18 protein-coding genes are annotated in these 21,466 nt (G+C 73.2%); 6 read left to right on the top strand and 12 right to left on the bottom strand.

Going from position 1 to position 21,466, the window contains the following annotated elements:
• Nucleotides 1-120: 120 nt before the first annotated feature.
• The 9 genes from UK12_RS00910 to UK12_RS00870 all read right to left on the bottom strand — a co-directional run bounded on the left by UK12_RS00910 (nucleotide 121) and on the right by UK12_RS00870 (nucleotide 11,320).
• Nucleotides 121-1,299 (bottom strand): type III PLP-dependent enzyme, encoded by a 1,179-nt coding sequence (locus UK12_RS00910; protein ID WP_045298284.1) that lies wholly within the window; start codon nucleotides 1,297-1,299, stop codon nucleotides 121-123.
• Nucleotides 1,296-3,074, bottom strand: coding sequence for an IucA/IucC family protein (locus UK12_RS00905; RefSeq protein WP_045298282.1), 1,779 nt, complete (start codon nucleotides 3,072-3,074; stop codon nucleotides 1,296-1,298). The genes UK12_RS00910 and UK12_RS00905 overlap by 4 nt, the downstream gene beginning before the upstream one ends.
• On the bottom strand, nucleotides 3,074-4,279 hold the full coding sequence (locus UK12_RS00900) for an MFS transporter (RefSeq protein ID WP_082119184.1): 1,206 nt from the start codon (nucleotides 4,277-4,279) through the stop codon (nucleotides 3,074-3,076). Before UK12_RS00900 ends, UK12_RS00905 begins: the two co-directional genes overlap by 1 nt.
• Nucleotides 4,276-5,934: an IucA/IucC family protein gene (locus UK12_RS00895; RefSeq protein ID WP_197084440.1), complete on the bottom strand. Its 1,659-nt coding sequence runs from the start codon at nucleotides 5,932-5,934 to the stop codon at nucleotides 4,276-4,278. The genes UK12_RS00900 and UK12_RS00895 overlap by 4 nt, the downstream gene beginning before the upstream one ends.
• Nucleotides 5,931-7,127: an ATP-grasp domain-containing protein gene (locus UK12_RS00890; protein WP_045298280.1), complete on the bottom strand. Its 1,197-nt coding sequence runs from the start codon at nucleotides 7,125-7,127 to the stop codon at nucleotides 5,931-5,933. Before UK12_RS00890 ends, UK12_RS00895 begins: the two co-directional genes overlap by 4 nt.
• Before the next feature lie 91 nt (nucleotides 7,128-7,218).
• Complete coding sequence (locus tag UK12_RS00885; protein WP_045298276.1) at nucleotides 7,219-8,247, bottom strand: ABC transporter substrate-binding protein; 1,029 nt, start codon at nucleotides 8,245-8,247, stop codon at nucleotides 7,219-7,221.
• A gap of 147 nt (nucleotides 8,248-8,394) precedes the next feature.
• Nucleotides 8,395-9,216 carry an ABC transporter ATP-binding protein gene (locus tag UK12_RS00880; RefSeq protein ID WP_045298274.1) on the bottom strand — a complete coding sequence of 274 codons (822 nt, stop codon included), beginning with the start codon at nucleotides 9,214-9,216 and terminating at the stop codon, nucleotides 8,395-8,397.
• Nucleotides 9,213-10,292, bottom strand: coding sequence for a FecCD family ABC transporter permease (locus UK12_RS00875; protein WP_045298272.1), 1,080 nt, complete (start codon nucleotides 10,290-10,292; stop codon nucleotides 9,213-9,215). Before UK12_RS00875 ends, UK12_RS00880 begins: the two co-directional genes overlap by 4 nt.
• Nucleotides 10,289-11,320: a FecCD family ABC transporter permease gene (locus tag UK12_RS00870; protein ID WP_045298270.1), complete on the bottom strand. Its 1,032-nt coding sequence runs from the start codon at nucleotides 11,318-11,320 to the stop codon at nucleotides 10,289-10,291. Before UK12_RS00870 ends, UK12_RS00875 begins: the two co-directional genes overlap by 4 nt.
• Before the next feature lie 218 nt (nucleotides 11,321-11,538).
• On the opposite strand from UK12_RS00870, the gene UK12_RS00865 reads away from it, so the two are divergent.
• The gene (locus UK12_RS00865) at nucleotides 11,539-12,258 is read left to right on the top strand and encodes a (2Fe-2S)-binding protein (RefSeq protein ID WP_197084439.1); all 720 of its coding nucleotides are present in this window, start codon (nucleotides 11,539-11,541) and stop codon (nucleotides 12,256-12,258) included.
• 86 nt (nucleotides 12,259-12,344) lie between these two features.
• Here UK12_RS00865 and UK12_RS00860 read toward each other — a convergent pair whose 3' ends face one another.
• Together UK12_RS00860 and UK12_RS00855 are read right to left on the bottom strand one after the other, a co-directional pair.
• Nucleotides 12,345-12,659: a hypothetical protein gene (locus UK12_RS00860; RefSeq protein ID WP_045298268.1), complete on the bottom strand. Its 315-nt coding sequence runs from the start codon at nucleotides 12,657-12,659 to the stop codon at nucleotides 12,345-12,347.
• A gap of 195 nt (nucleotides 12,660-12,854) precedes the next feature.
• On the bottom strand, nucleotides 12,855-13,637 hold the full coding sequence (locus UK12_RS00855) for a MerR family transcriptional regulator (protein WP_197084438.1): 783 nt from the start codon (nucleotides 13,635-13,637) through the stop codon (nucleotides 12,855-12,857).
• Nucleotides 13,638-13,901: 264 nt separating this feature from the next.
• On the opposite strand from UK12_RS00855, the gene UK12_RS00850 reads away from it, so the two are divergent.
• The 5 genes from UK12_RS00850 (at nucleotide 13,902) to UK12_RS00830 (ending at nucleotide 20,551) form a co-directional block, all read left to right on the top strand.
• Entirely contained in the window at nucleotides 13,902-15,446 is a 1,545-nt protein-coding gene (locus tag UK12_RS00850; protein ID WP_197084437.1) for a flavin-containing monooxygenase, read from the top strand.
• Nucleotides 15,443-16,405 (top strand): alpha/beta fold hydrolase, encoded by a 963-nt coding sequence (locus tag UK12_RS00845; protein ID WP_082119182.1) that lies wholly within the window; start codon nucleotides 15,443-15,445, stop codon nucleotides 16,403-16,405. The genes UK12_RS00850 and UK12_RS00845 overlap by 4 nt, the downstream gene beginning before the upstream one ends.
• The gene (locus tag UK12_RS00840; protein ID WP_045298265.1) at nucleotides 16,402-17,298 is read left to right on the top strand and encodes an SDR family oxidoreductase; all 897 of its coding nucleotides are present in this window, start codon (nucleotides 16,402-16,404) and stop codon (nucleotides 17,296-17,298) included. The genes UK12_RS00845 and UK12_RS00840 overlap by 4 nt, the downstream gene beginning before the upstream one ends.
• A 212-nt stretch (nucleotides 17,299-17,510) precedes the next feature.
• Nucleotides 17,511-18,284, top strand: coding sequence for an SDR family NAD(P)-dependent oxidoreductase (locus tag UK12_RS00835; protein ID WP_045298483.1), 774 nt, complete (start codon nucleotides 17,511-17,513; stop codon nucleotides 18,282-18,284).
• Between the two features lie 299 nt (nucleotides 18,285-18,583).
• Nucleotides 18,584-20,551 carry an ABC transporter ATP-binding protein gene (locus tag UK12_RS00830; RefSeq protein ID WP_082119181.1) on the top strand — a complete coding sequence of 656 codons (1,968 nt, stop codon included), beginning with the start codon at nucleotides 18,584-18,586 and terminating at the stop codon, nucleotides 20,549-20,551.
• Here UK12_RS00830 and UK12_RS00825 read toward each other — a convergent pair.
• Nucleotides 20,524-21,195 (bottom strand): lysophospholipid acyltransferase family protein, encoded by a 672-nt coding sequence (locus UK12_RS00825; RefSeq protein WP_052681298.1) that lies wholly within the window; start codon nucleotides 21,193-21,195, stop codon nucleotides 20,524-20,526. The genes UK12_RS00830 and UK12_RS00825 overlap by 28 nt on opposite strands.
• Nucleotides 21,196-21,466 lie beyond the last annotated feature (271 nt).

The following is a 21,466-nucleotide window of genomic DNA, read 5'->3' as shown; positions in this document are numbered from 1 at the left end:
GCACCTGCGCACTCCCTTCCGCTGCTACCACTCTCGCACGTCCGTGCGATCAGGGTTCGCGCCGGGCCCGGCAGCGTGCCCCGCACCGGCAGCCCTGCGGCGCGCCCGGGTGCGGTCCGGCTACCCGAGGAAGTGGAAGTCCGGTCGCGGGTGCATCAGGAACTCGTGGTGCGAGATGTTCCAGGCGTAGGCGCCCGCCATGGCGAACAGGACGCGGTCCCCGGCCCGCAGCCGGTCGACGGGGGCCTGCTGGGCCAGCACGTCCTTCGGGGTGCAGAGCTGGCCGGAGAGGGTGGCGCGGCCGGTGCCGACGGCGGGGCGCGGCCACGGGTGCGGCCAGCCGGTGACCGGCAGGACGGTGAAGGGCTGGCTGTGGCCCCGGGTGGCCGGGGTGCGCAGGTGGTGGGTGCCGCCGCGGACGATGGCGAAGTCCTCGCCGTGGCTCTGCTTCACGTCGAGCACCTCGGTCGCGTACCAGCCGCAGTACGCGGTGAGCGCGCGGCCGGGCTCGATCCGCAGGGTCAGCCCGGGGTGGCGGGCCAGCAGCTTGGCGAGGCCGGTGCCGAAGGCCGTCCAGTCGAACCGGGCGGTGGGGTCGGCGTAGTCCACGGCCATGCCGCCGCCGACGTTGACCTCGGTGATCGGCAGGCCGTGCCGGGCGGCGAGGTCCACCGACCAGTCGACGATCTGCTCGGCGACGGTCAGCTGGTCCTCCGCGTCAAGTCCGCTGGCCAGGTGCGCGTGGATGCCGCGCAGGCGCAGCAGCTCGAAGCCGGGTTCGGCCAGCAGGCGCAGGCAGTCGGCGATCCGGTCGGGGTCCAGGCCGAAGGAGGTGGGACGGCCGCCCATCGCCAGCGCGACGCCGTCGAGTGCGTCGGAGTGGACCGCCAGGTTCGCCCGGAGCAGGACGTCCACCGGGCCGGTGGCCCGGGCGGCGAGCTGCCGCAGCTCGTGCTCGCTCTCCACGTGCCAGCGGTGCACGCCGATCCGCAGTGCTTCGGCGATCTCGGCCGGGGTCTTGCCGGGGCCGCCGAAGGCGAGCGGGCGGTCCGGTACGGCCTGCCGGACGTGGGCCAGCTCGCCGCCGGAGGACACCTCGTAGCCGTCCACCGCGTCGCGCAGTGCGGCCAGCAGCTGCGGTTCCGGATTGGCCTTGGCCGCGTAGTACAGCTCGACCCCATCGGGCAGCGCGGCCCGCACGGCCGCAGCGTGCTCGCGCAGGACGCCGAGGTCGTAGAGGTAGCAGGGGAGATGACTGTCCGTCAGGTCTGCCAGGCGTCCGAGTGCGAGGTCGCTCATCGGGCACCGTCCCAGCTGCGGGCGGCCTGGGCCAGCAGGTCCTCGGCCAGCGGTGAGGGCAGCGGGACGTAGCCGGCGGCGCGGTCGGCGCGGCGCTCCCAGCGGGTGAGCAGGTTGGCCTTGGCGGGCAGCGGGACACCGGCCAGCAGTGCGGCCAGCCTGGGCGGGCAGCCGTGCCGATCGCCGTGCTCGGCCAGCACGTGGCGGACCTCCTGCCACAACTCGGCCTCCAGCGGCGGGTGCTGGTCGGCCACGGCGGCCAGCATCTCGGAGAGGTGGTTGACCAGCAGGCAGTAGACCACCCGGTCCCAGCCGCGCTGGGCGTCGTAGCTCATCGGCCGCGCGACCTCCGGCGGCAGGGCCGCCAGCAGCCCGGCGTTGCGTTCGGGCAGCAGCTTGGTGCCCTCCAGGTCGCGGAAGAGCACCTGGGCCGGGCGGCCTTCGGCGTCCACGCCGAGCAGCACGTTCTGCAGGTGCGGCTCCAGTACCACGCCGTGGTCGAAGTACGCGGCGAGCACCGGCGGCACCACCAGCCGCAGGTAGGCGCCCCACCACGCGAGTGCCTCCTGCGGTCCGGCACCGTCCAGCAGCACCGAGATGTGCGCCGAGCTGGTCGGGTACTCGTCGGCGACGGCGGCCGCGAGCAGCGGGGTGACCCCGGGGCGCAGCACGTTCTCCAGGCCCTCGCGGACGATCAGCCCGAAGCCCTCGAAGAGCGCGAGGTCCGGGGTGCCGTCCGCGCCGGGCAGTGCGAGCGTACGGAAGGCGGGCTCGCGCAGCATCGCCGAGTCGGGGAAGCGGTCGGCCAGTTCGGCGAGCGGTTCGGCCAGCACCCGGGTCAGCGCGACGGCGCCGGTGAGCTCGTAGGCGGCGTTCTTGCGCAGGCAGTTGGTGATCCGGACGTTCAGGCTGAACTTGAGGAACGCGCCGGCTCCGTGCAGGGTGCGGACCGAGGCGGTGGCGGTGAAGGGCTCGCCGCCGAGGCCGAGGTCCAGGATGTCGCCGCGCTCAAGGGCCTCCCGGAGCAGCGGGTTGTCGCGCAGCAGCTCGTACTGCCAGGGGTGGGCGGGCAGCAGGGTGTAGCCGTCCGGGACGGTGGCGAGCGAGTCCAGCAGGGCGAGCGCGGCCGGGTCGGCGGTGTCCTGGGCGATCAGGTGGCTGCGGACGGCGAGGTGGCGCAGCTGGAAGGCGGCGCGGGCCTCGGGCGCGTAGGCGTCCCAGGCCTCCGGTCCGGCCGAGCGGGCCGAGCGGGCCTTCGGTGCGGGGTGGAAGCGGTGGCCGAGCAGCAGTGCCTGCTCCGACTCCAGGTAGCGGCCGGTGCCGCTGTTCCCGTGGCCGCTGCCGCTCTCCCCGTGGCCGGTGTCGGCCGCCCGGCGGCCGGCGAGCGAGGAGACGACCCCGTCGTGGCTGGAGGCGAGCTGTTCCAGGAACTCCTCGTTGCCGAGGCCGCTGCGCAGGGTCAGCTCGGCCTGGACGTGTTCGGCCAGCTCGCGCCAGTCCAGCTCGCGCCAGCCGTCGGAGTTCTCCTCGAAGGCGGGGCCGGTGAAGCGGTGTGCGCCGATCAGCGAGGTGCGGCGCAGCGCGATCCGCAGCACCACGCCCCGGCGGGGCAGCCGCAGCCGCAGGTGGCCGTCGGCGATCGCGGTCTGGTGCTCGGGGGCGGAGACCTCGCGGAGCAGGCAGTTGAGCAGGGTGTGGGTCACCGCGTGTGCTGCGGTGGGCAGTTCGCTCGGTGGTGTGCCGACGGGCTGGACGGCGTGCAGGCGAGAGGGCATCAGTTGCTCCGACGGAAGAGGAGGGTGAGGGCGGCTGCGACGATCGCGGCGACGGTGCCGGTGACGATCGGGGCAGCCGCGCCGTAGGCGCTGTTGGCCACCGCCGCGACCGCTCCGGCCGCGACGGCGCCGCCCTTGGAGACGAATTCGAGGGTGCCGAACATCCGGCCGGGTGCCCGCCCGTGGGCGGCTTCGGCGGCGAGCACGGAGAGGCTGACCAGGCCGAGGGTGAGCCCGGCGCCGAGCACCACGCGGGCCAGCACGAAGGCGGCCAGCGAGTGGGCGACGCCGTGCGCGGCGAGGCCGAGTGCGACGAAGCAGAACCCGAGTGCGACGCCGGTCCTCGGCCGGTCCAGGAGGGCGGTGTGGACGCGGCCGGCGAACAGCAGGTAGCACAGGTGCGGCAGGGCGAAGAGCACTCCGGCCACGGTGCCGTTGACGCCGGGGAGGCGCTGCTCGACCAGGGTGATCAGGTAGGGGAAGGAGATGATGGTGGAGAAGACGAAGGCGAACTCCACGGTGTAGAGCAGCCGGAGCGGTCCTGGCGCCTGCGCGCCCGCGCCCGGGGTGTCGCTCTTCGCGGTCGCCACCGGGTCCGGCCGGGACGGCTCCGGCAGCAGGGCCAGCAGTCCGGCCGCGGCGAGCGGCAGTACCGCCATCACCAGGTACTGCCGGTGCGGTGAGAGCCACGGCGAGAGCGCGCCGACCAGGATCGGTGCGGCGACCAGGGCGGCGCGGGCACTGCCCTGCATCAGGGTGAGCGCCCTGGAGAGCTGCGAGCCCTCCAGGGCGGCGGCGAGGTAGCCGTTGGTGGCGGCGAAGGTGCCGCCGAGGAACCCCTGCAGGACCAGTGCCACGGTGAAGGCGGGCAGGCTGTTCGCGGCCCCGGCGAGCAGGAAGGAGACGGTGAGCCCGAGTTGGGCGCGCAGCAGCAGCCGCTTGCGGCCGAACCGGTCGGCCAGCCGGCCCCAGAGCGGCGCCCCGAGCGCGCTGAAGACGGTGGGCACGATGTAGAGCACACCGGCCCAGTGGCCCTCGCGGTCGCCGAGGGCGGGCAGGATCGCGGTGAGGTACGGCGGCAGGCCCAGCGCGGCGAAGGAGGCGACGAAGTAGCAGGCCGCGACGGCGTGCACCTGGCGGCGGCTCAGTCCGCGTGCGGCGGCCGGGCTCTCGACGAGCCGGCCGGGTGCCTCGATGGTGGTCACCGGGCCACGGTCCGCAGGTAGTTGGGGCCGTCGGTGTAGTGCTTGTTGACGTCCCGGGCGCCCGAGCGCTCCTTGCTCAGCAGGCTCCCCGCCGTGACCATCGCCTTGACCGGCAGCCGGTCGGCGTCCAGCAGCGCGGCCCGCAGCGACCACCCGGCCGGGCCGATCCGCCGGATCGCGGTGTCGAGTTCGGTGCGCAGCAGGTCCAGGGTCTCCGTCAGTGGCACCCGGCCGTGCGCGGCCAGGCCGAAGGCGAGCGAGGCGGTGCAGAGGTGGCCGGTGATGGTGGTGAACAGGTCGGTGAGCGCGCGGTCGTCCTCGCCGAAGGTCCGGGGGTCGTCGAACTCCGCTGCGAAGTCGCCGAGTTCGCCGAGCCGGGCGGGGTTGATCCGGGGGCCGTCGTTGTCCTTGTAGAGCAGCCGCAGACCGTTCTCGTCCAGCACCAGCGAGGTGTTCTGCTGGTGGGACTCCAGGGCGATGCCGTACCCGAAGAGCGTGGTCTGCCAGTCGAGCAGCAGCTCCAGGAACTCCCGGTACAGCTGCCGGATCGAGCCGCCGTAGAAGCGGTCGGCGAGGTGGTCGATCACCAGCCGGCCGCCGGGCGCGGTGGCCAGCAGGGCGGCCAGCGGGACGGTCACGGACTCCGCCAGCCCGGCCGGGTAGCGGCGCAGCAGCACGGCCAGCAGTTCGTGGTCGGCCCGCGCGAAGCACTGCTCGTCGGCGTGCAGGATGCGGCCGGCGAAGCGCGGCTCGCGCTCGATCACCGCCTCCAGCAGGCGCTGCCCGGCAGCGCCGTCCTCCAGCACGCCCTGCTTGATGGTGCGCCGGTTGCGCAGGCCCAGGGTGGCGGTGGCGAGCGGCAGTTTGAGGTGGCAGGCGGGATCCTGGACCACGGCGACGGTCCGCATCGACAGCGTCGGCGTCACGCGCAGGTACGGTCGCTCGGCCAGTACGGCGCCGGGCAGCAGCTTCTCCGGCTCGGCGTCGACGGTCAGCGGGTGCACCGGGATGGTCAGGTAGTCGCCGCTCAGGCCGAGGTCGGCCGCGGTGGGCCACCAGGCGGGCAGCGGGCCGCGGCCCGCCACGGTCAGTTCGCGCTCCGGCACGGCGAGCCAGCGCAGCTCGAAGGAGGGGGCGAACTCGGGTGCGTACGAGCGCAGTTGCCGCTCGTCGAGGCCGGACCGGCCGCGGGCGGTGGGGTAGACCGGGTGGTCGAGGTAGGCGGCCAGGGCGTCGAAGCCCAGGGTGGCCGTGAGGCCGCCCCAGTGCGCGGGGTCGGCCCCGAAGCGGTCGGCGAGGGCATCCAGTACGGCCGGCTGGGCACTGCCGTGCAGCCGCATGGTGTCCAGGGTCTGGCGGCACTCCTCGGCGAAGGCCAGGTAGCCGTCCCGGTCCTGCGGATCGGCGAAGCCGCGCAGTTCGGCCAGGATCTCCTCCAGCCCGGTCAGCGGGGTGCCGTAGACCTCCAGCAGCGGCAGCCGGACGGCGTACTCGCTCTGGAAGCCCTCCTCGGCCACCGGCAGCGCGAGGGCGCCGTCGGTCAGCCACGGTCCGTCGGGACGCGACTCGACCAGACCGCCGCTGCGCAGTCCGAGGACGTCCTCGCGCAGCAGGGCGCTCAGCACCCGCAGCGTCAACTGCTCCTGCTCGCTCACGGCTTGATCTCCCAGGTGTGGTCGGCGATGAACCGGGCGACGGCCGCGTCCACGGTCTCCTGGTCCGGCCCCACGGCCCAGACCACGCCGAGGAAGTCCCGGTTGGTGCGGTAGTGCTCGTGCCGCTCGCCGACGGCCCGCGAGGGGCGGTAGGACAGCCGCACCCCGTCGGCGTCCAGGTCGAACGGCCCGGGGGCGGCGGTGAGGGTGCCGGCCCGGTCCGCGCAGACGGCCTCGTTGCGGGCCCGCAGGTCGGTCCGGACGCCGAGGTCGGCGGGCAGCTCCTGGCCGAGGTGCGCGCGCAGGATCTGCTCGAAGTACGGGATCTGCAGGGTGTGCGCCAGCATCAGGTCGCAACCGTCGCCGATGGCACGGTAGTTGACCTCGATCAGGCGGACCCGGCCGTCCGGCTGCAGGATGAACTCGGTGTGGCAGGCGCCGAGGCCCACGCCGACGGCGTCCAGCTGGGCGAGGACCTGCTCGGTCACCGGCCGCGGGTGCTCGGGGACGTAGACGAGCATCTCCTCGATGAAGTCCGGCGGCGGGGAGAGCCTGGTGCGGAAGCCGCCGAGGACGTGCCGGGTGCGCCGGTCCCCGAGGGTCTCCAGCGTGCACAGCTCGCCGATCAGGAACTCCTCCACCACCAGCACGGATTCGGGCCTGCGGTGCTGGATCTCCTTGCAGCGCAGGGCGAGTTCGGCGGCGTCGTGGACCAGGACGACGTCCTCGCTGGCGACCCCCTCGCGGGGCTTGACCACGCAGGGGAACGGCGCGTCGAGCCCGTCCGGACTCGCACCGGGCGCCAGCTCGGCCGACCAGACGGTGTCGAGGCCGGTGGCGGCGAGGTGGCGGCGCAGCTGGCCCTTGTTCTTGGCGCGCAGTGCGGCCTTCCAGTCCTTGCCCGCCAGGCCGAAGTACTCGGCGGCCAGGGCGGTCTGGGTCTGCAGGTGGTCGCTGTTGCTGAACACCGCGTCGGGCACCTGGCGTTGCGAGATGGTGCCGATCACCTCGCGGAAGTCCTGCACCTCGCACTGCACCACCTCGGGTGCGAACTCCGAGCCGGCGTAGGCGCGCCGGTGGGTCTCCGCGTTGTCGGTGAGCACGGTGACGTCGAGGCCGAGCCGGGCGGCGGCGGGCAGGAAGCCCTCGGTGACCGAGTCGGTGGGGTTCAGTGCGAGCAGATACAACCGCATGGGGAGGAGTCCTCGGGTGTGGTGGGACGGAGGCGTGGGGGCGGTCCGGTGGATCCCGCCCCCACACGGAGGGCCCTGCTTCGGGCGGGTGCTACTTCGGCGCGTCCACGCCGGCAGCCTTGGCGATGTCGGCCAGCATCTCGTCGGCGGCCTGGACGCCGATGCCCGACATCCAGGTCTCGTCCGGGACGGTGAAGACCTTGTTGTTCCTCACCGCGGTCAGCCCCTGCCAGACGCTGGTCTGCTGCATCTCGCTCTCCTTCGTCTTGCTCGGGTCGTCCGAGGTGGTGACGAAGACCAGGTCGGCGTCGGCCTGGTTGAGCTGCTCGGGGCTGACGTCCAGCATCGCCTTGTCGACGTCCTGGGAGGCCGGGCGGCGCAGGCCGATGTCGTTCAGCACCACACCGCTGAAGGAGGCCTTCTGGTAGAGCCGGGTCGGTCCGGCCACGAAGCGGACCACCGAGGCGGTCGGCATGGTGCCGTTGTACTTGGCCTTGAGCTCCTCGCCCAGCTTGGCGGCGCGGGCCTGGTAGTCGGCCAGCGCCTTCTTGGCCTCGGCCTCCTTGCCCAGGGCCTGGGCGTAGAGGGCCAGGTTCTCCTTCCACGGCTGGCCGGTGGTCTCGGCCAGCACGGTCGGGGCGATGGCGTCGAGCTTGTCGTAGACCTTCTCGTGGCGGACTTTGGAGGTCAGGATCAGGTCCGGCTTGAGCGAGGCGATCAGTTCGAGGTTGGGCTCGCCCATCGGACCGACGTCCTTGGTGCCGTCGACCTTGCCCTTGAGATAGGCCGGGAAGCCGCCCTCGGTCTTCAGGTGCGGGGCGACCGCGCCGACCGGGGTGATGTCGAGCAGGGTGACGTCGTCCAGCTCGCCGCTGTCCAGGACCACGACCCGCTTCGGCCGGCTCTTGATCTGGGCGGTGCCCATGGCGTGCTTGACGCTGCGCGGGAAGGCAGCACTCGACTCACCGGCGGCCTGGGAGGAGCCCGCGGAGGCGGACTTGGTGTCCTCGGGGCCGTTGCTGCCGCAGGCCGCGAGCAGGGTGGTGGAGAGCGCCACGGTGAGGACGGCGGCGGGCAGTCTGCGCAGGCGGGTCGCGGTGGCGGTGGAGCGCTGGGTCATGATCAGTCCTTGCGAGGTGTTCCGGGTGTTCACGGGGTACGGCGAGCTGTGTGCGGGCGTGCCCGGGGGTGGTTCCGGGTGTTCCCGGGCAGGGCGAAGCAGCCGGCGTGGCGGCTGGGCCGGGCCGGATGTTCTTCTGAGTGATCGTCAGATACGTTTTCTGGCGCGGGGGATGACCAAGGGGGTGCCGGTCTCGGGGTCGGGGATCACCTGGCAGGGCACCTGGAAGACCTCCTCGACCAGCTCGGCGGTCAGGATGTCGGCGGGTGCCCCGGTGGCGGCGGGGCGGCCGTCCTTGAGGACGACCAGGTGGTCGGCGTACCGGGCGGCCTGGCCCAGGTCGTGCAGCACCATGACCACCGTGCGGCCGGCCTCGGCGTGCAGATCGGCGACCAGGTCGAGCACTTCGAGCTGGTGCCGCAGGTCCAGGAAGGTGGTCGGCTCGTCCAGCAGTAGCAGTTCGGTGTCCTGGGCGAGGGCGAGCGCGATCCAGGCGCGCTGGCGCTGACCGCCGGAGAGCCGGTCCACCGGCTGGTCGCGGAGCTCGGCGGTGCCGGTCCGGGCCAGCGCGTCCTCGACGGCGGTCTGATCGGCGGCCGACCAGGGGCTGAGCATCCGCTGGTGCGGGTAGCGGCCGAGCCGCACCAGCGACTCCACGGTGATGGCCTCCGGGGTGACGGGCTGCTGCGGCAGCAGGCCCATCCGCTTGGCGAGCGTCCGGGCGGACATCCGGTGGATGTCGGAGCCGTCCAGGGTGACCGTGCCGGCGGACGGCGCCAGCAGCCGGACCAGGCCGCGCAGCAGCGTCGACTTGCCGCAGGCGTTCGGACCGACGATCGCGGTGACCGCGCCGCCCGGCAGGTCGAGGTCGAGGCTGCTGACCACCGTCCGGTCGCCGTAGCGCAGGTCGAGCCCGCGGGCGGCCAGCTGGTTGGCGGCGGACGTCGACACGGCGGTGGTGGTGGTCATGACTCACTCCTCTGGGGCAGCCGACCCTGACGGATCATCAGGAAGAGCAGCCAGGGCGCCCCGAGCGTCGCGGTGGCGGCGCCCACGGGCAGACCCTGGACGGGCAGCAGGTGCAGGACGATGTGGTCGGCGCCCAGCAGCAGGACCGCACCCGCCAGGGCGGTCAGTGCCAGGGTGCCGGGGGTCGGCGGACCGGCCAGGAGGCGCACCAGGTGCGGCACGGCCAGCGCCACGAAGGCGACCGGTCCGCTCAGCCCCGCCGACAGCGAGGCCAGCACGATGGCGAGCAGCAGCAGGCCGAGCCTGGCCCGGTCGGGGTCGAGTCCGAGCCCGCCCGCCGAGTCGTCGCCGAGGTCGAGCACCGAGAGCCGACGGTGCGCCAGGAAGGCGGCGGCGACGGCGAGGGCGATGGCCGCACCGCCGAACCGGACCTCCGTCCAGGTCCGCCCGTACAGCGACCCGGTGGTCCACTGGAGCGCGGAGTCGGCGAGCTCGGCCGGGAATCGGACGATCATCAGGTTGACCGCCGCGGCCAGCCCGGACTGCACCGCGAGACCGACCAGCACCAGCCGGGTGACCGCCATCCTGGAGCGCCAGGCGAAGGCGCCGAGCAGCGCCGCGGCGAGGATGCCGCCGCCGAGCGCGGCCAGCGGGATCAGCAGCTGGCTCGCCCCGGCGGCCAGCATGGCGACGGCACCGAAGGAGGCGCCGCCGGTCACGCCGATCACGTCGGGCGAGGCCAGCGGGTTGCGGAAGAGCCGTTGCAGCAGCGAACCGGAGACGGCCAGCCCGGCGCCCGCGATCAGCGCGGACAGCACGCGCGGTGCACGGAACTCCTGCACCACCAGGACGTCACCCGCATCGCCGAGACCGACCAGCGCGCGCAGCGCGTCCATCAGCGGCATCTCGACCTGACCGGTGCTCAGAGCGAGGCCGGTGAGCAGCACCAGGGCCACGGCGAAGCCGGCGCAGAGCAGCAGGGTCCGGCGCCGCTGCCGGGTGAGGGCACCGCCGGGCGGCGTCGCGGGCGCGGTACGGGGCTGCGCCGACGGGGCCTTCAGGAGCGTCTCGTTCACCGGGCGACCTTCCGGGCCAGCACGGCGAGCAGCGGCGCGCCGAGGAAGGCCGTGATGATGCCGACCTCGATCTCGGACGGGCGGGCCACCAGCCGGCCCAGCACATCGGCGGCCAGCAGCAGGATCGGACCGCAGATCAGGCTGCCCGGCACCAGCCAGCGGTGGTCGTTGCCGAGCAGCGGCCGGACCAGATGCGGAGCGGCCAGGCCGATGAAGACGACGGGCCCGGCGACGGCCACGGAGCCTGCGGCCAGCAGGACGACGGCGAATCCGCCGACCACCCGGATCCGCGCCACCGGCACGCCGAGCGACTGAGCGGCGTCGTCGCCCAGGGCGAGCGCGTTGAGCGCGGGGGAGACGAGCAGGGCCAGCAGCAGCCCGACCGCGATCAACGGCAGGACCTGGTAGAGGACTTCGAGGCTGCGGCCGGCCAGCGAACCGGCCAGCCAGAAGCGGGCCTCGTCCAGGGTGCGGCGGCTGGCGAGCATCAGGGTGGAGGTCCAGGACAGCAGGACCGCGGTGAGCACCGTGCCGCCGAGCGCCAGCCGGACCGGGTCGAGATCGCCCGAGCGGCGCGCCATCGAGTACGCCAGCACGGCCGCGCCGGCCGCGCCGAGGACGGCGAACCAGACGTACTGCAGCGGGTGCGTCAGGTGCAGCACGAAGATCGCGGTGACCACGGCGAAGCCGGCTCCGGAGTTGATGCCGAGCGTGGTCGGGGACGCCAGCGGATTGCGGGTCACCCCCTGGGCGACGGCTCCGGCCGCGCCGAGCGCGGCTCCGACCACCAGGCCGATCACCGTACGCGGCACGCGCAGACCGGTGACCACGTCGGCGTCACTGCCGTGGGCGTGACCCGACAGTGCGTCGACGACGGTCGAGAGCGGGATCGCTCGCGCCCCGAGGGCAAGGCTCAGCGCCGCACAGACCGTCAGCACGCCGACACCCGCGAGCAGCAGCAGACTCCGCTGCGCGGCACGGTGCCGTGGTGCCGGGGCTGTGGACGCCGGCGGTTCGGTGGTAAGCACAGGAAAGATCTTAGGTTAGGCAAGCCTAAGAAAGTCAAGCGCAGGCAATGCTTTTCTAGGATCGACGCCAGTGTATAAGGTGAGGCTCACCTTAATTGACAGGCGGGAGGTCAGGAGTGGGAATGCTCCAGCCGGCGACGCGCGACCGTGCGTGCGACGGTCCGTCCGGCGGCCGATCCGGCGCTGGGCCCGACCGTGCGGCCGCGAGCCTGCGGCGGGTGGTCGACATCTGCGGGACGCTCCGGGTCGACATCCTGACGCCTGGTCGGCCCGCGCCGATGCCCGGTCGGGAACTTCTGGGCGTCGCCGGACTGTCGGATGGCGGTGTCCGGGTGCTGGTCGCCGCGGAGGCCGCCCGGATCGAGGCCGAGCACGGGCGCGCCCCGCGCACGCACGTCGCCGCCTCCCGGCTGCTGCACCACCTCCTCTGGTCCGCCGCGCTGCTGTTCAGCGGCCCCTGGTACCTGACCGGCGAGGTGCCCCGGCTGGGCGCACGAGACTGCTGGATCGACGCCGCGACCGGTGGCCTGACGGTCCGTCCGGCCACCGGCGCCCTCGGCGGGGAGGCCGAACTGCGGGACGCCGTCGCCGCGTTCGTCGGGCCGCTGCTGGACGCCTTCGCGCCGTACGTCAAGCGCGGGCAGCGTGCGCTGTGGGGGATGGCGGCGGACGATCTGCTCTCCGGGATCTGGTACCTGGGCCGGATGCTCGGCGAGGAGGAGCACGCGATCCGGGTGGCCGGCGCGGTCCTCCCGGGGGACACCCGGCCCTTCCCCGGCGCCGCCGACTTCCGTCTCCTGCACGGTACTTCGGGCCGCACCCACCCGACCAGGACCCGCCTGGGCTGCTGCCTCTACTACGCGATCCGCCCGGCCGAGGCCTGCATCACCTGCCCGCGCACCTGCGACGAGGAACGGGTCCGGCGGCTGGAGCTGTGAGCACGGCCGGCCCGCCGGGGGGCGTCACCCCTGGTGTCCAACCGACGTTGGCCGCAAGGCCGTTCGGTAGCTCGGTCCGGTGGCGGTCAGGGCGGCGAGCAACAGGGCGGCCGCGGCGGCGGAGCAGGTGACCAGGAACGGTGCGGCCGGCCCGGACCGTTCGGCGGCCCAGCCGGCCCGGACCGTTCGGCGGCCCAGCCGGCTGTCAGGGTGCCCGCGGACTGGGCCAGAGTGATGCTGCCGACCAGCGCCGCCATCGCCTCGCCGAGCCGGGTGGCCGGGACGGTCCGCTCCACCAGCCCGAACGCGGTGATCAGTTGGGGTGCGACGGCGATGCCCAGGCCGCCGATCGCGACGGCCAGCGTGGCCACGCCGGTCGGAGCAGCCCGCCGCCCGTCCACCGGCCCGTCCAGGTGATCCGGTTGCGGGCGGACCTCGAAACTACCGGGGCGCGCCGACGGGCCGGGACCGTGCGATCACCCGGCACGCCGCCGGGATCCGCCCGCCGTGGTTTGGAGGACCGCCCAACGGTCACCGCCCGCCCGGGACTTGCCGCACCGGGATCGCCTGGGGAGGCCCGGACGCGCGGCGCCGGGTCAGGTCTCCCGGCATGTCTCCTGGCACCTCTCCCGGCGCAGCAGTGCGTCGTACTCGGCGTGCACCCGCCGGTCCATGGCCAGGGTGAACTGGGCGTCCGCGACGGTGCGGGCGAGCGGGCGGATGCGTCGGATCTGCCCGGTCAGCCGGGCCGCCTCGCCGGGCGCCAGGTCCCCGGCGTGGCTGAGGGCGCCGAGCAGTTCGTCCCTGATGAGCGCCGTGAAGACCTCGGCGACGGCGTCCGCGTAGTCCTGCGCCCTGCGGCTGGCGGCGAGCACGGCGGAGAGCGGTACGCCCTCCTCGACCAGGGAGACGGTGGCGTCCATCAGGCGGTGGCTGATGTGCACGATGCCGTCGTCCTGGACGGTGATGTAGCCCTGGGCGATGGCATCGGCGGTGTTGGCCTCGGTCAGCTGGTCGCCGAAGGCGGCGGCCAGGTCCGCCCAGCCGAGGTGGACCGGGCTCTCGTCCGACCAGGGCTCGGTGATGGCGGCCTGCAGCCCGATCAGCTCCGCGACGTCCCGGCCGCTCTCGCCGGCGCCGATCAGCTCGGCGATGCCGCCGAGGGTGTGTCCGCGTTCCAGCAGTTCGGCGATCATGCGCAGCCGGGCCAGGTGTTCCTCGCCGTACCAGGCGATCCTGCCCTCCTTGCGCGGCGGCGGCAGCAGCTTGCGTTCGCGGTAGAAGCGCAGGGTGCGCGTGGTGATACCGGCAGCCTCGGCGAGTTCCCCGACCCGGTACTCGCGCGGGGTGCCGCTGCCTGTGCTCTCGATCTCCGCCACGCGGCTCAGCATAGGGCGGCGGTGCGGCGAACCGATGCGGTCCGCCGTCTTCCAAGAACCGTCGGCACGGGCTACCCTGCCAATCGTGCCAGTGATTGCTGGCGCGGTTCACCTCGGCTTCGACAGTCCAACGGCCCAGTCCAACCGCCGGTCCAGCGGACCGGGTCGCCGGCGCGGAGCACCGGCCCGGCGGCACGGCTCGTTCGACGGCCCGGTTCAATGGTTCCGCACTCCCGCCGCCCCACAGCTCCAGGAGGCCGCCGCATGGCATCCAGCCCCAAGCGCACCAAGCAGCCGTCCGCGCTCGACGATCCGCCCGCCACCCGGCACGTCCGGGTCGCCGTGATCGGCTCCGGCTTCGGCGGTCTCGGCGCCGGAGTGCGCCTGCGCCGCGCCGGGATCACCGACTTCGTCATCCTGGAGCGGGCCGACTCGCTCGGCGGCACCTGGCGCGACAACAGCTACCCGGGCTGCGCCTGCGACGTGCCCTCGCACCTGTACTCCTTCTCGTTCGCGCCGAACCCCGAGTGGCCGCGCAGCTTCTCCCACCAGCCGGACATCCGCGCCTACCTGGAGCGGGTCGCCGACACCTTCGGTCTCCGCCCGCACCTGCGGTTCAACACCGAGGTGACCGAACTGCGCTGGGAGCAGGAGCACACCCGCTGGCGGGTCAGCACGGGCGCCGGGGTCTGGACCGCCGACGCCGTGGTCTCCGCCTCCGGGCCGCTGGCCGACCCGCAGATGCCCGACCTGCCCGGACTCGCCGAGTTCCCCGGCCGGGTCTTCCACTCCTCGCGCTGGGACCACGACTTCGACCTCCGGGGCAAGCGGGTCGCGATGGTGGGGACCGGCGCCTCGGCGGCCCAGATCGTCCCCGCGATCCAGCCCGTGGTCGGCAGGCTGACGGTCTTCCAGCGCACCCCCGCCTGGGTCCTGCCGCGCGCTGACCGGGAGATCTCGGTCCTGGAGAAGTGGCTGCACAGCAAGGTCCCGCCGACCGGAATGCTGCGCCGGGCCTCGGTCTTCGCGATGCGCGAACTCCAGGTCGGCGCCTTCACCCGCCGTCCCGGCGCGCTGCGCGTGGTCCAGCAGATGGCCGTGCGCAACCTCGAACGGGGCATCGCCGACCCGCAGTTGCGGGCCCGGCTGACCCCGGACTACCGGATCGGCTGCAAGCGCATCCTGCTCAGCAACACCTTCTACCCGGCGCTCGCCGCGCCCAACGCCGAGGTGATCACCTCCCCTCTCGCCGAGGTGCGCGGCTCCACCCTGGTTGCCGCGGACGGCAGCGAGGCCGAGGCCGACGCGATCGTCTTCGGCACCGGCTTCCACGTGACCGATCTCCCCATCGCCGAGCGGGTGTTCGGGATCGGCGGGCACAGCCTCGCCGAGGAGTGGAAGGGCGGAATGGAGGCGCTGCGGGGATCCACCGTGCACGGCTTCCCCAACCTCTTCTTCGTCATCGGCCCCAACACCGGCCTCGGCAACAGCTCGATGATCCTCATGATCGAGTCCCAACTCAACTACATAGTCGATGCGTTGAAGACCCTGGAGGCGGTCGGCGCCACCGCGATGCAGCCCACCGTGCGGGCGCAGCGGCACTGGAACCTGGAGGTCCAGCACCGGATGCAGCGCACCGTCTGGCTCACCGGCGGCTGCCGCAGCTGGTACCTCGATTCCGAGGGCCGCAACAGCGTCGCGTGGCCGGGCAGCACCAGCGCCTTCCGCCGCGCCACCCGCCGGGTGGACCTCGCCGAGTACGAACTCCTCAAGCGCACCGCCCCCGTGGCCCAGGAGGTCGCCGCATGAAGTCCGCACCCGCAGGCGCCCACAGCCGGTCCGGCCGGATGGTGGCCGCCGACTGCGTGCTTCCGACACCCGCCGAGGAGTACCGCATCCGCTCCGCCGACGGCCACTGGATCCACGCCGAGGCACACGGCCCCGAGGGCGCGCCGCTGGTGGTCCTCGCCCACGGCTGGACCTGCTCGACCGTCTTCTGGGCCCCGGTGATCCACCAACTCTCGGCCGACCACCGGGTGGTGGCGTACGACCAGCGCGGCCACGGCCGCAGCGACATCCCGCCGACCGCCGTCGGCTACTCCACCGCCAGGCTCGCCGACGACCTGGAGGCGGTGCTCACCCGGCTCGTCCCGGAGGGGGAGCGGGCGGTGCTGGCCGGACACAGCATGGGCGGGATGACCATCATGGCCGCGGCCGACCGGGGCGAGGTGGCGAGCAGGACCGCCGCGGCCGTCCTGATCAGCACCGGGCCGAGCGACCTGCTCGCCGAGCTGAACGTCGTCCCGTCCACCGTCCGCCCGCCCGGCCTGCGGCGCTTCCTGCACCGCCGGATCCTGCAGTCCAGGCTGCCGCTCGGCCCGGTGACCGCCGTCAGCAGGGCGATGCTCAAGTACAGCACCATGGGCCCGGCCACCCCGGGCGGACGGGTCGAGGCGACCGCCCGGGTGGTGCACGCCTGCCCGACCGGGGTGCGCCGCCAATGGGCCACGGTGCTGGGCGAGTTGGACGTCCGGGAGCAGCTGGCCAAGCTGGCCGCGCCGACCGTCGTGGTCGTCGGCACGCACGACCGGCTCACCCCGCCCGTGCACGCCCGCCGCATGCTGGCCGCACTGCCGGATCCGCAGGGGCTGCTGGAACTCCCCGGGATCGGCCACATGTCGCCCGTGGAGCGCCCGGTCGAGGTCGCCGCCGAGATCCGACGGGCCGTCAAACTCAGTGCCGAGGAAGCCAGGAGCGTGAGCGCATGAGTACGACTCCGCCGATCGCGGGACAGGTCGTGGTCGTCACCGGGGCCGCCCGCGGGGTCGGCGCGCTGCTGGCCCGCAGGCTGGCCCAGCGCGGCGCCGAGGTGGCCCTGGTCGGCCTGGAGCCCGAGGAGTTGAAGGCCGTCGCCGCCCAGTGCGGCCCCACCGCCACCTCCTGGGAGGCGGACGTCACCGACCTGGAGGCGCTGACCGCCGTAGCCCGGCAGATCCAGGACCGCCACGGCCGGATCGACACCGTGGTCGCCAACGCCGGTATCGCCATCGGCGGCCCGCTGCTGGACAGCGACCCGCGCGCCTTCGACCGGGTCATCGAGGTCAACCTGCTCGGCAGCGTGGCCACCGCCCGCGCCTTCCTGCCCGCGCTGGTCGAGAGCGGCGGCTACCTGCTGCAGATCGCCTCACTGGCCGCGATCACCCCGGCGCCGCTGATGGCCGCCTACTGCGCCAGCAAGGCGGGCGTCGAGGCGTTCGCCCACTCGCTCCGCGCCGAGGTCGCCTACCAGGGCGTCAAGGTGGGCGTCGGCTACCTGAGTTGGACCGACACCGATATGGTGCGCGGCGCCGACCAGGACACCGTGCTGGCCCAGATGCGGGCCCGCCTGCCCTGGCCGGCCAACAAGACGTACCCGCTGGCCCCGGCGGTGGAGCGGCTGGTCGCCGGGATCGGCCGCCGCTCCCCGCACGTGTACGCCCAGGCGTGGCTGCGCGGCATCCAGCCGGTCCGCTGGGTCCTGCCGAGCCTGGTCGCCACCGTGGGGGCCCGCGACATCGCCCGGCTGGCCCCGCAGTTGAGGGCCACCGCGGCCTCCCGCCTGCGCGCCGTCGGCGCGGGCGGCGCCGCCGACACGGCGAACCGTCGCGCCCCGGCCGAGTAGCGGCCACCTCGCGAGCACGCGGAGCCATCCAGCCGCAGCCGCAACCACGTCCGGTGACGGCTGGTCAGCCCGGCTGTCGGTTCGCCGAACGCCAGCGCCACCGCCCGGTCGGACACGTCCGCGCGTGACCTCGCGTCGCGCGCGGACGGCGACCGGGCGGGGCCGTTCCGCCGAACTGTCGCGGGGTGCTTACCACCGAGTACGGTCTGCACATGACGACTGCCCTCATCACCGGCGCCACCGCCGGCATCGGCGCGGCCTTCGCCCGCCGCCTCGCCAAGGACGGCCGCGACCTGGTCCTGGTCGCCCGCAACACCGAACGGCTGGAGGCCGCCGCCGCCGAGCTCGGCAAGCGCTACGGCGTCCAGGTGGAGACCCTGACCGCGGACCTGGCCACCGAGGAGGGGATCGCCGCGGTCGAGGAGCGGCTGCGGGACTCCGAGCGGGCGGTCGACATCCTGATCAACAACGCCGGGTTCGGCAACAAGGGGAGGTTCCTCTCCGTCCCGCTCCAGGCCGAGCTGGACATGGTCAAGGTGCACATCGAGGCGGTGCTGCGGCTGACCATGGCGGCCGTCCCGGGCATGCGGGAACGCGGCTTCGGCGGGATCGTCAACGTGGCCTCGGTCGCGGCCTTCGTGCCGCGCGGCACCTACGGCGCCAGCAAGGCGTGGATGGTCAGCTTCACCCAGGGCATCGCCCGCGACCTCGGTGGCACCGGAGTACGCCTGCTCGCGCTCTGCCCCGGCTTCACCCGGACCGAGTTCCACGAGCGCGCGGGCATGGGCACCTCGAACATCCCCTCCTGGGCCTGGCTCTCCGCCGAGCGCGTGGTGGACGAGGCGCTGCGCGACCTCGCGCGCGGCCGGACGCTCTCGGTGCCGAGCAAGCGCTACAAGGCGGCCGTGACACTCGGCCGGATGCTGCCCGCGGGCACGTTCGGCGGTGTCTCCTCCAAGGCGGCCCGCAGCTACGGGCCCAACTAGGCCCTGGGCCGATCCTGCCGGGCAGGGCCCGGTTAGGGGCGCGGGGGAACTGCGCGAGTCGGAAGACGCCGACGTTCAGCCGGGCCCGGTGAGCACCTTGCACCTCGGATCCTGCCGTTTCGCGCAGTTCCCCGCGCCCCTGAAGTCCACGCTCCTGGAGTCCGCGCCCTGGAAGATCGGCCGGGCAGGCTGCCGGCGGAGACGGGAATAGAAGCAACCTCATTATTAGCTTGGCTAACTATGAGCTCTTCTCTGTATGCTGGCAGCGTGCCCGCATCCGCCCTGCCCGGAGGTAGCCCTTGAAGCCCGACAGACTCGACTGGACCCCACCGCCGCGCGCCAAGGGCGAACCCGGCCCGCCGGCCCAGGTGCGCCGGATCCTGGCCCTCTTCCGCCCCTACGCGGGTCGCCTGGCCGTGGTCGGCCTGCTGGTCGCGGCCTCGGCCGTGGTCTCCGTCGCGACCCCGTTCCTGCTCCGCGCGGTGCTCGACACCGCCATCCCGCAGGGCCGCACCGGGCTGCTGAGCCTCCTGGTGCTCGGCATGATCGCGGCGGCCGTGGTCAACAGCATCTTCAACGTCCTGCAGACGCTGATCTCCACCACCGTCGGCCAGCGCGTGATGCACGACCTGCGGACCGCCGTCTACAGCCACCTCCAGCGGATGTCGCTGGCCTTCTTCACCCGGACCCGCACCGGCGAGGTGCAGTCCCGGATCGCCAACGACATCGGCGGGATGCAGTCCACCGTCACCTCCACCGCGACCTCGCTGGTCTCCAACCTGACCGCCGTGATCGCCAGCGTGGTCGCCATGGTGGCCCTGGACTGGCGGCTGACCGTCGTCTCGCTGCTCCTGCTCCCCGTGTTCGTCTGGATCAGCCGCCGGGTCGGCAACGAGCGCAAGCGGATCACCGGCGAGCGGCAGAAGCAGCTCGCCGTGCTGAGCTCGGCCGTCCAGGAGTCGCTCTCGGTGAGCGGAGTGCTGCTCGGCCGCACCATGGGCCGCTCGGACTCGCTCTCCCGGGAGTTCACCGACCAGTCCGCCGAGCTGGCCCAGCTGGAGGTGCGCTCCAGCATGGCCGGGCGCTGGCGGATGTCCACCATCGGGATCGTGATGGCCGCGATGCCGGCCGTGATCTACTGGGCCGCCGGCCTGGCCAGTGCGAGCGGAGCACCGATCGTCTCGATCGGCACCCTGGTGGCCTTCGTCTCGCTCCAGCAGGGCCTGTTCCGGCCGACCGTGAGCCTGCTGTCGACCGGCGTGGACGTCCAGACCTCGCTGGCGCTGTTCCAGCGGATCTTCGAGTACCTCGATCTGCCGGTGGATATCCAGGAGCCGGCGCACCCCGTCCGGCTCGGCCGGGCGCGCGGTGACGTCGGTTTCGAGAACGTCGAGTTCCGCTACCACCCCGAGCAGCCGCAGCCCACCCTGACCGGTATCGACCTCAAGGTGCCCGCGGGCAGCTCACTCGCGGTGGTCGGCGAGACCGGCTCCGGCAAGACCTCGCTCAGCTACCTGGTGCCCAGGCTCTACGACGTCACCGGCGGCCGGGTCACCCTGGACGGCGCCGACGTCCGCGAACTCTCCTTCGAGACCCTGGCCGAGACCATCGGCGTGGTGTCCCAGGAGACCTACCTCTTCCACGCCTCGGTCGCCGACAACCTGCGCTTCGCCAAACCGGACGCCACCGACGCCGAACTGGTCGCCGCCGCCGAGGCGGCCCAGATCCACCACATGATCGCCGACCTCCCGGAGGGCTACGACACCGTGGTCGGCGAGCGCGGCTACCGCTTCTCCGGCGGTGAGAAGCAGCGGCTGGCCATCGCCAGGACCATCCTGCGCAACCCGCCCGTCCTGATCCTCGACGAGGCCACCAGCGCCCTGGACAACCAGACCGAGCGTGCCGTCCAGCAGGCCATCGACGCGCTCGCCGCCGGCCGGACCACCATCACCATCGCGCACCGGCTCTCCACCGTCCGCCACGCCGACCAGATCGCCGTCCTCGACCACGGCCGGATCGCCGAGCTGGGCACCCACGAGCAGCTGCTCGCGCTGGGTGGACGCTACGCGGCCCTGCTGCGGCGGGAGCAGCCGGCGGGCGGTCAGCACCGAGGCGGTGCGCAGGCGAACGATGTCCCGGCGGAGGTCCGGACGGTGAACGGGTCCGTACGGGACGCCCACCCGGCGAACGGCCGGGCGGCGCTCAACGGCCGACCGGTGCAGGGCCGGCCGCTGAACGGTCAGGCGGCGATCGGCCGCTCGTTGTAGGTCTCGGCCAGCTCCTGCCCGGAGAGCTCGTGGATCGCCGCCATCACCTCGTCGGTGACCTGGCGGCGGGCCTTGGCACTGCGGGCCTGGCCGTGCAGCTCGGAGAAGTCCAGCGGCTCGCCGAAACGGACCGTCACCTTCCGCAGCCGGGGAATCCGCTTGCCGACCGGCAGGATGTCCGCCGGGCCCTCCAGCGCCACCGGGACAACGGGCACACCCGCTGTCAGGGCCAGCCAGGCCACGCCGGTCTTGCCCCGGTAGAGGCGGCCGTCCAGCGAGCGGGTGCCCTCGGGGTAGATGCCGAAGGCCTTGCCCTGTTGCAGGATGTCCAGCGCCTGCTCCAGTGAGGCCGCCGCCGAGCGGTAGGTGCCGCGCTCGACGGGTACCGCGTTGATGACGCTGGTGAAGAAGGAGCGGGAGATCGCGCCCTTGAGGCCGGTGCCGGTGAAGTACTCGGCCTTGGCCAGGAAGTAGACCTGACGCGGTGCGGTCAACGGGATGACCACGCTGTCGATGAAGGACAGGTGGTTGCTGGCCAGGATCACCCCACCCTTGCGCGGCACGTGCTCCAGCCCCTCGATGACGGGGCGGTAGAGCGCCTTCGCCACGGGCTTGAGCACGAGCTTGGTGATGAGGTTGAGCATGGGCCCTCCCTGGCCGACCGACATCCCCGGACTCGTGACTGGGCCGAGGTCAGACCGCAGATTACGTCATGAACCCCGTCGGGCGTCCACCGAACCGGTCTGCGGACCCCTGCGATCCTCGTCACGGACTGCGTATGGTTGTACGCGAAACCGATGATCAGCGGGGTGACGCCACGTCGACACCCCGCCTGCCCGAGCCCGGAGGCCCGCTCAGGTGAGTCTGCGAGTCGTCAGAGCAGAGTGCAGCGCAGAGCTCAGACCGGAGATCAGG

The organism is Saccharothrix sp. ST-888 (assembly GCF_000955975.1).
Lineage (GTDB): Bacteria > Actinomycetota > Actinomycetes > Streptomycetales > Streptomycetaceae > Kitasatospora.
The sequence above is the reverse complement of the archived record's forward strand: the minus strand, read 5'-3'. Positions and strand labels throughout refer to the sequence as shown.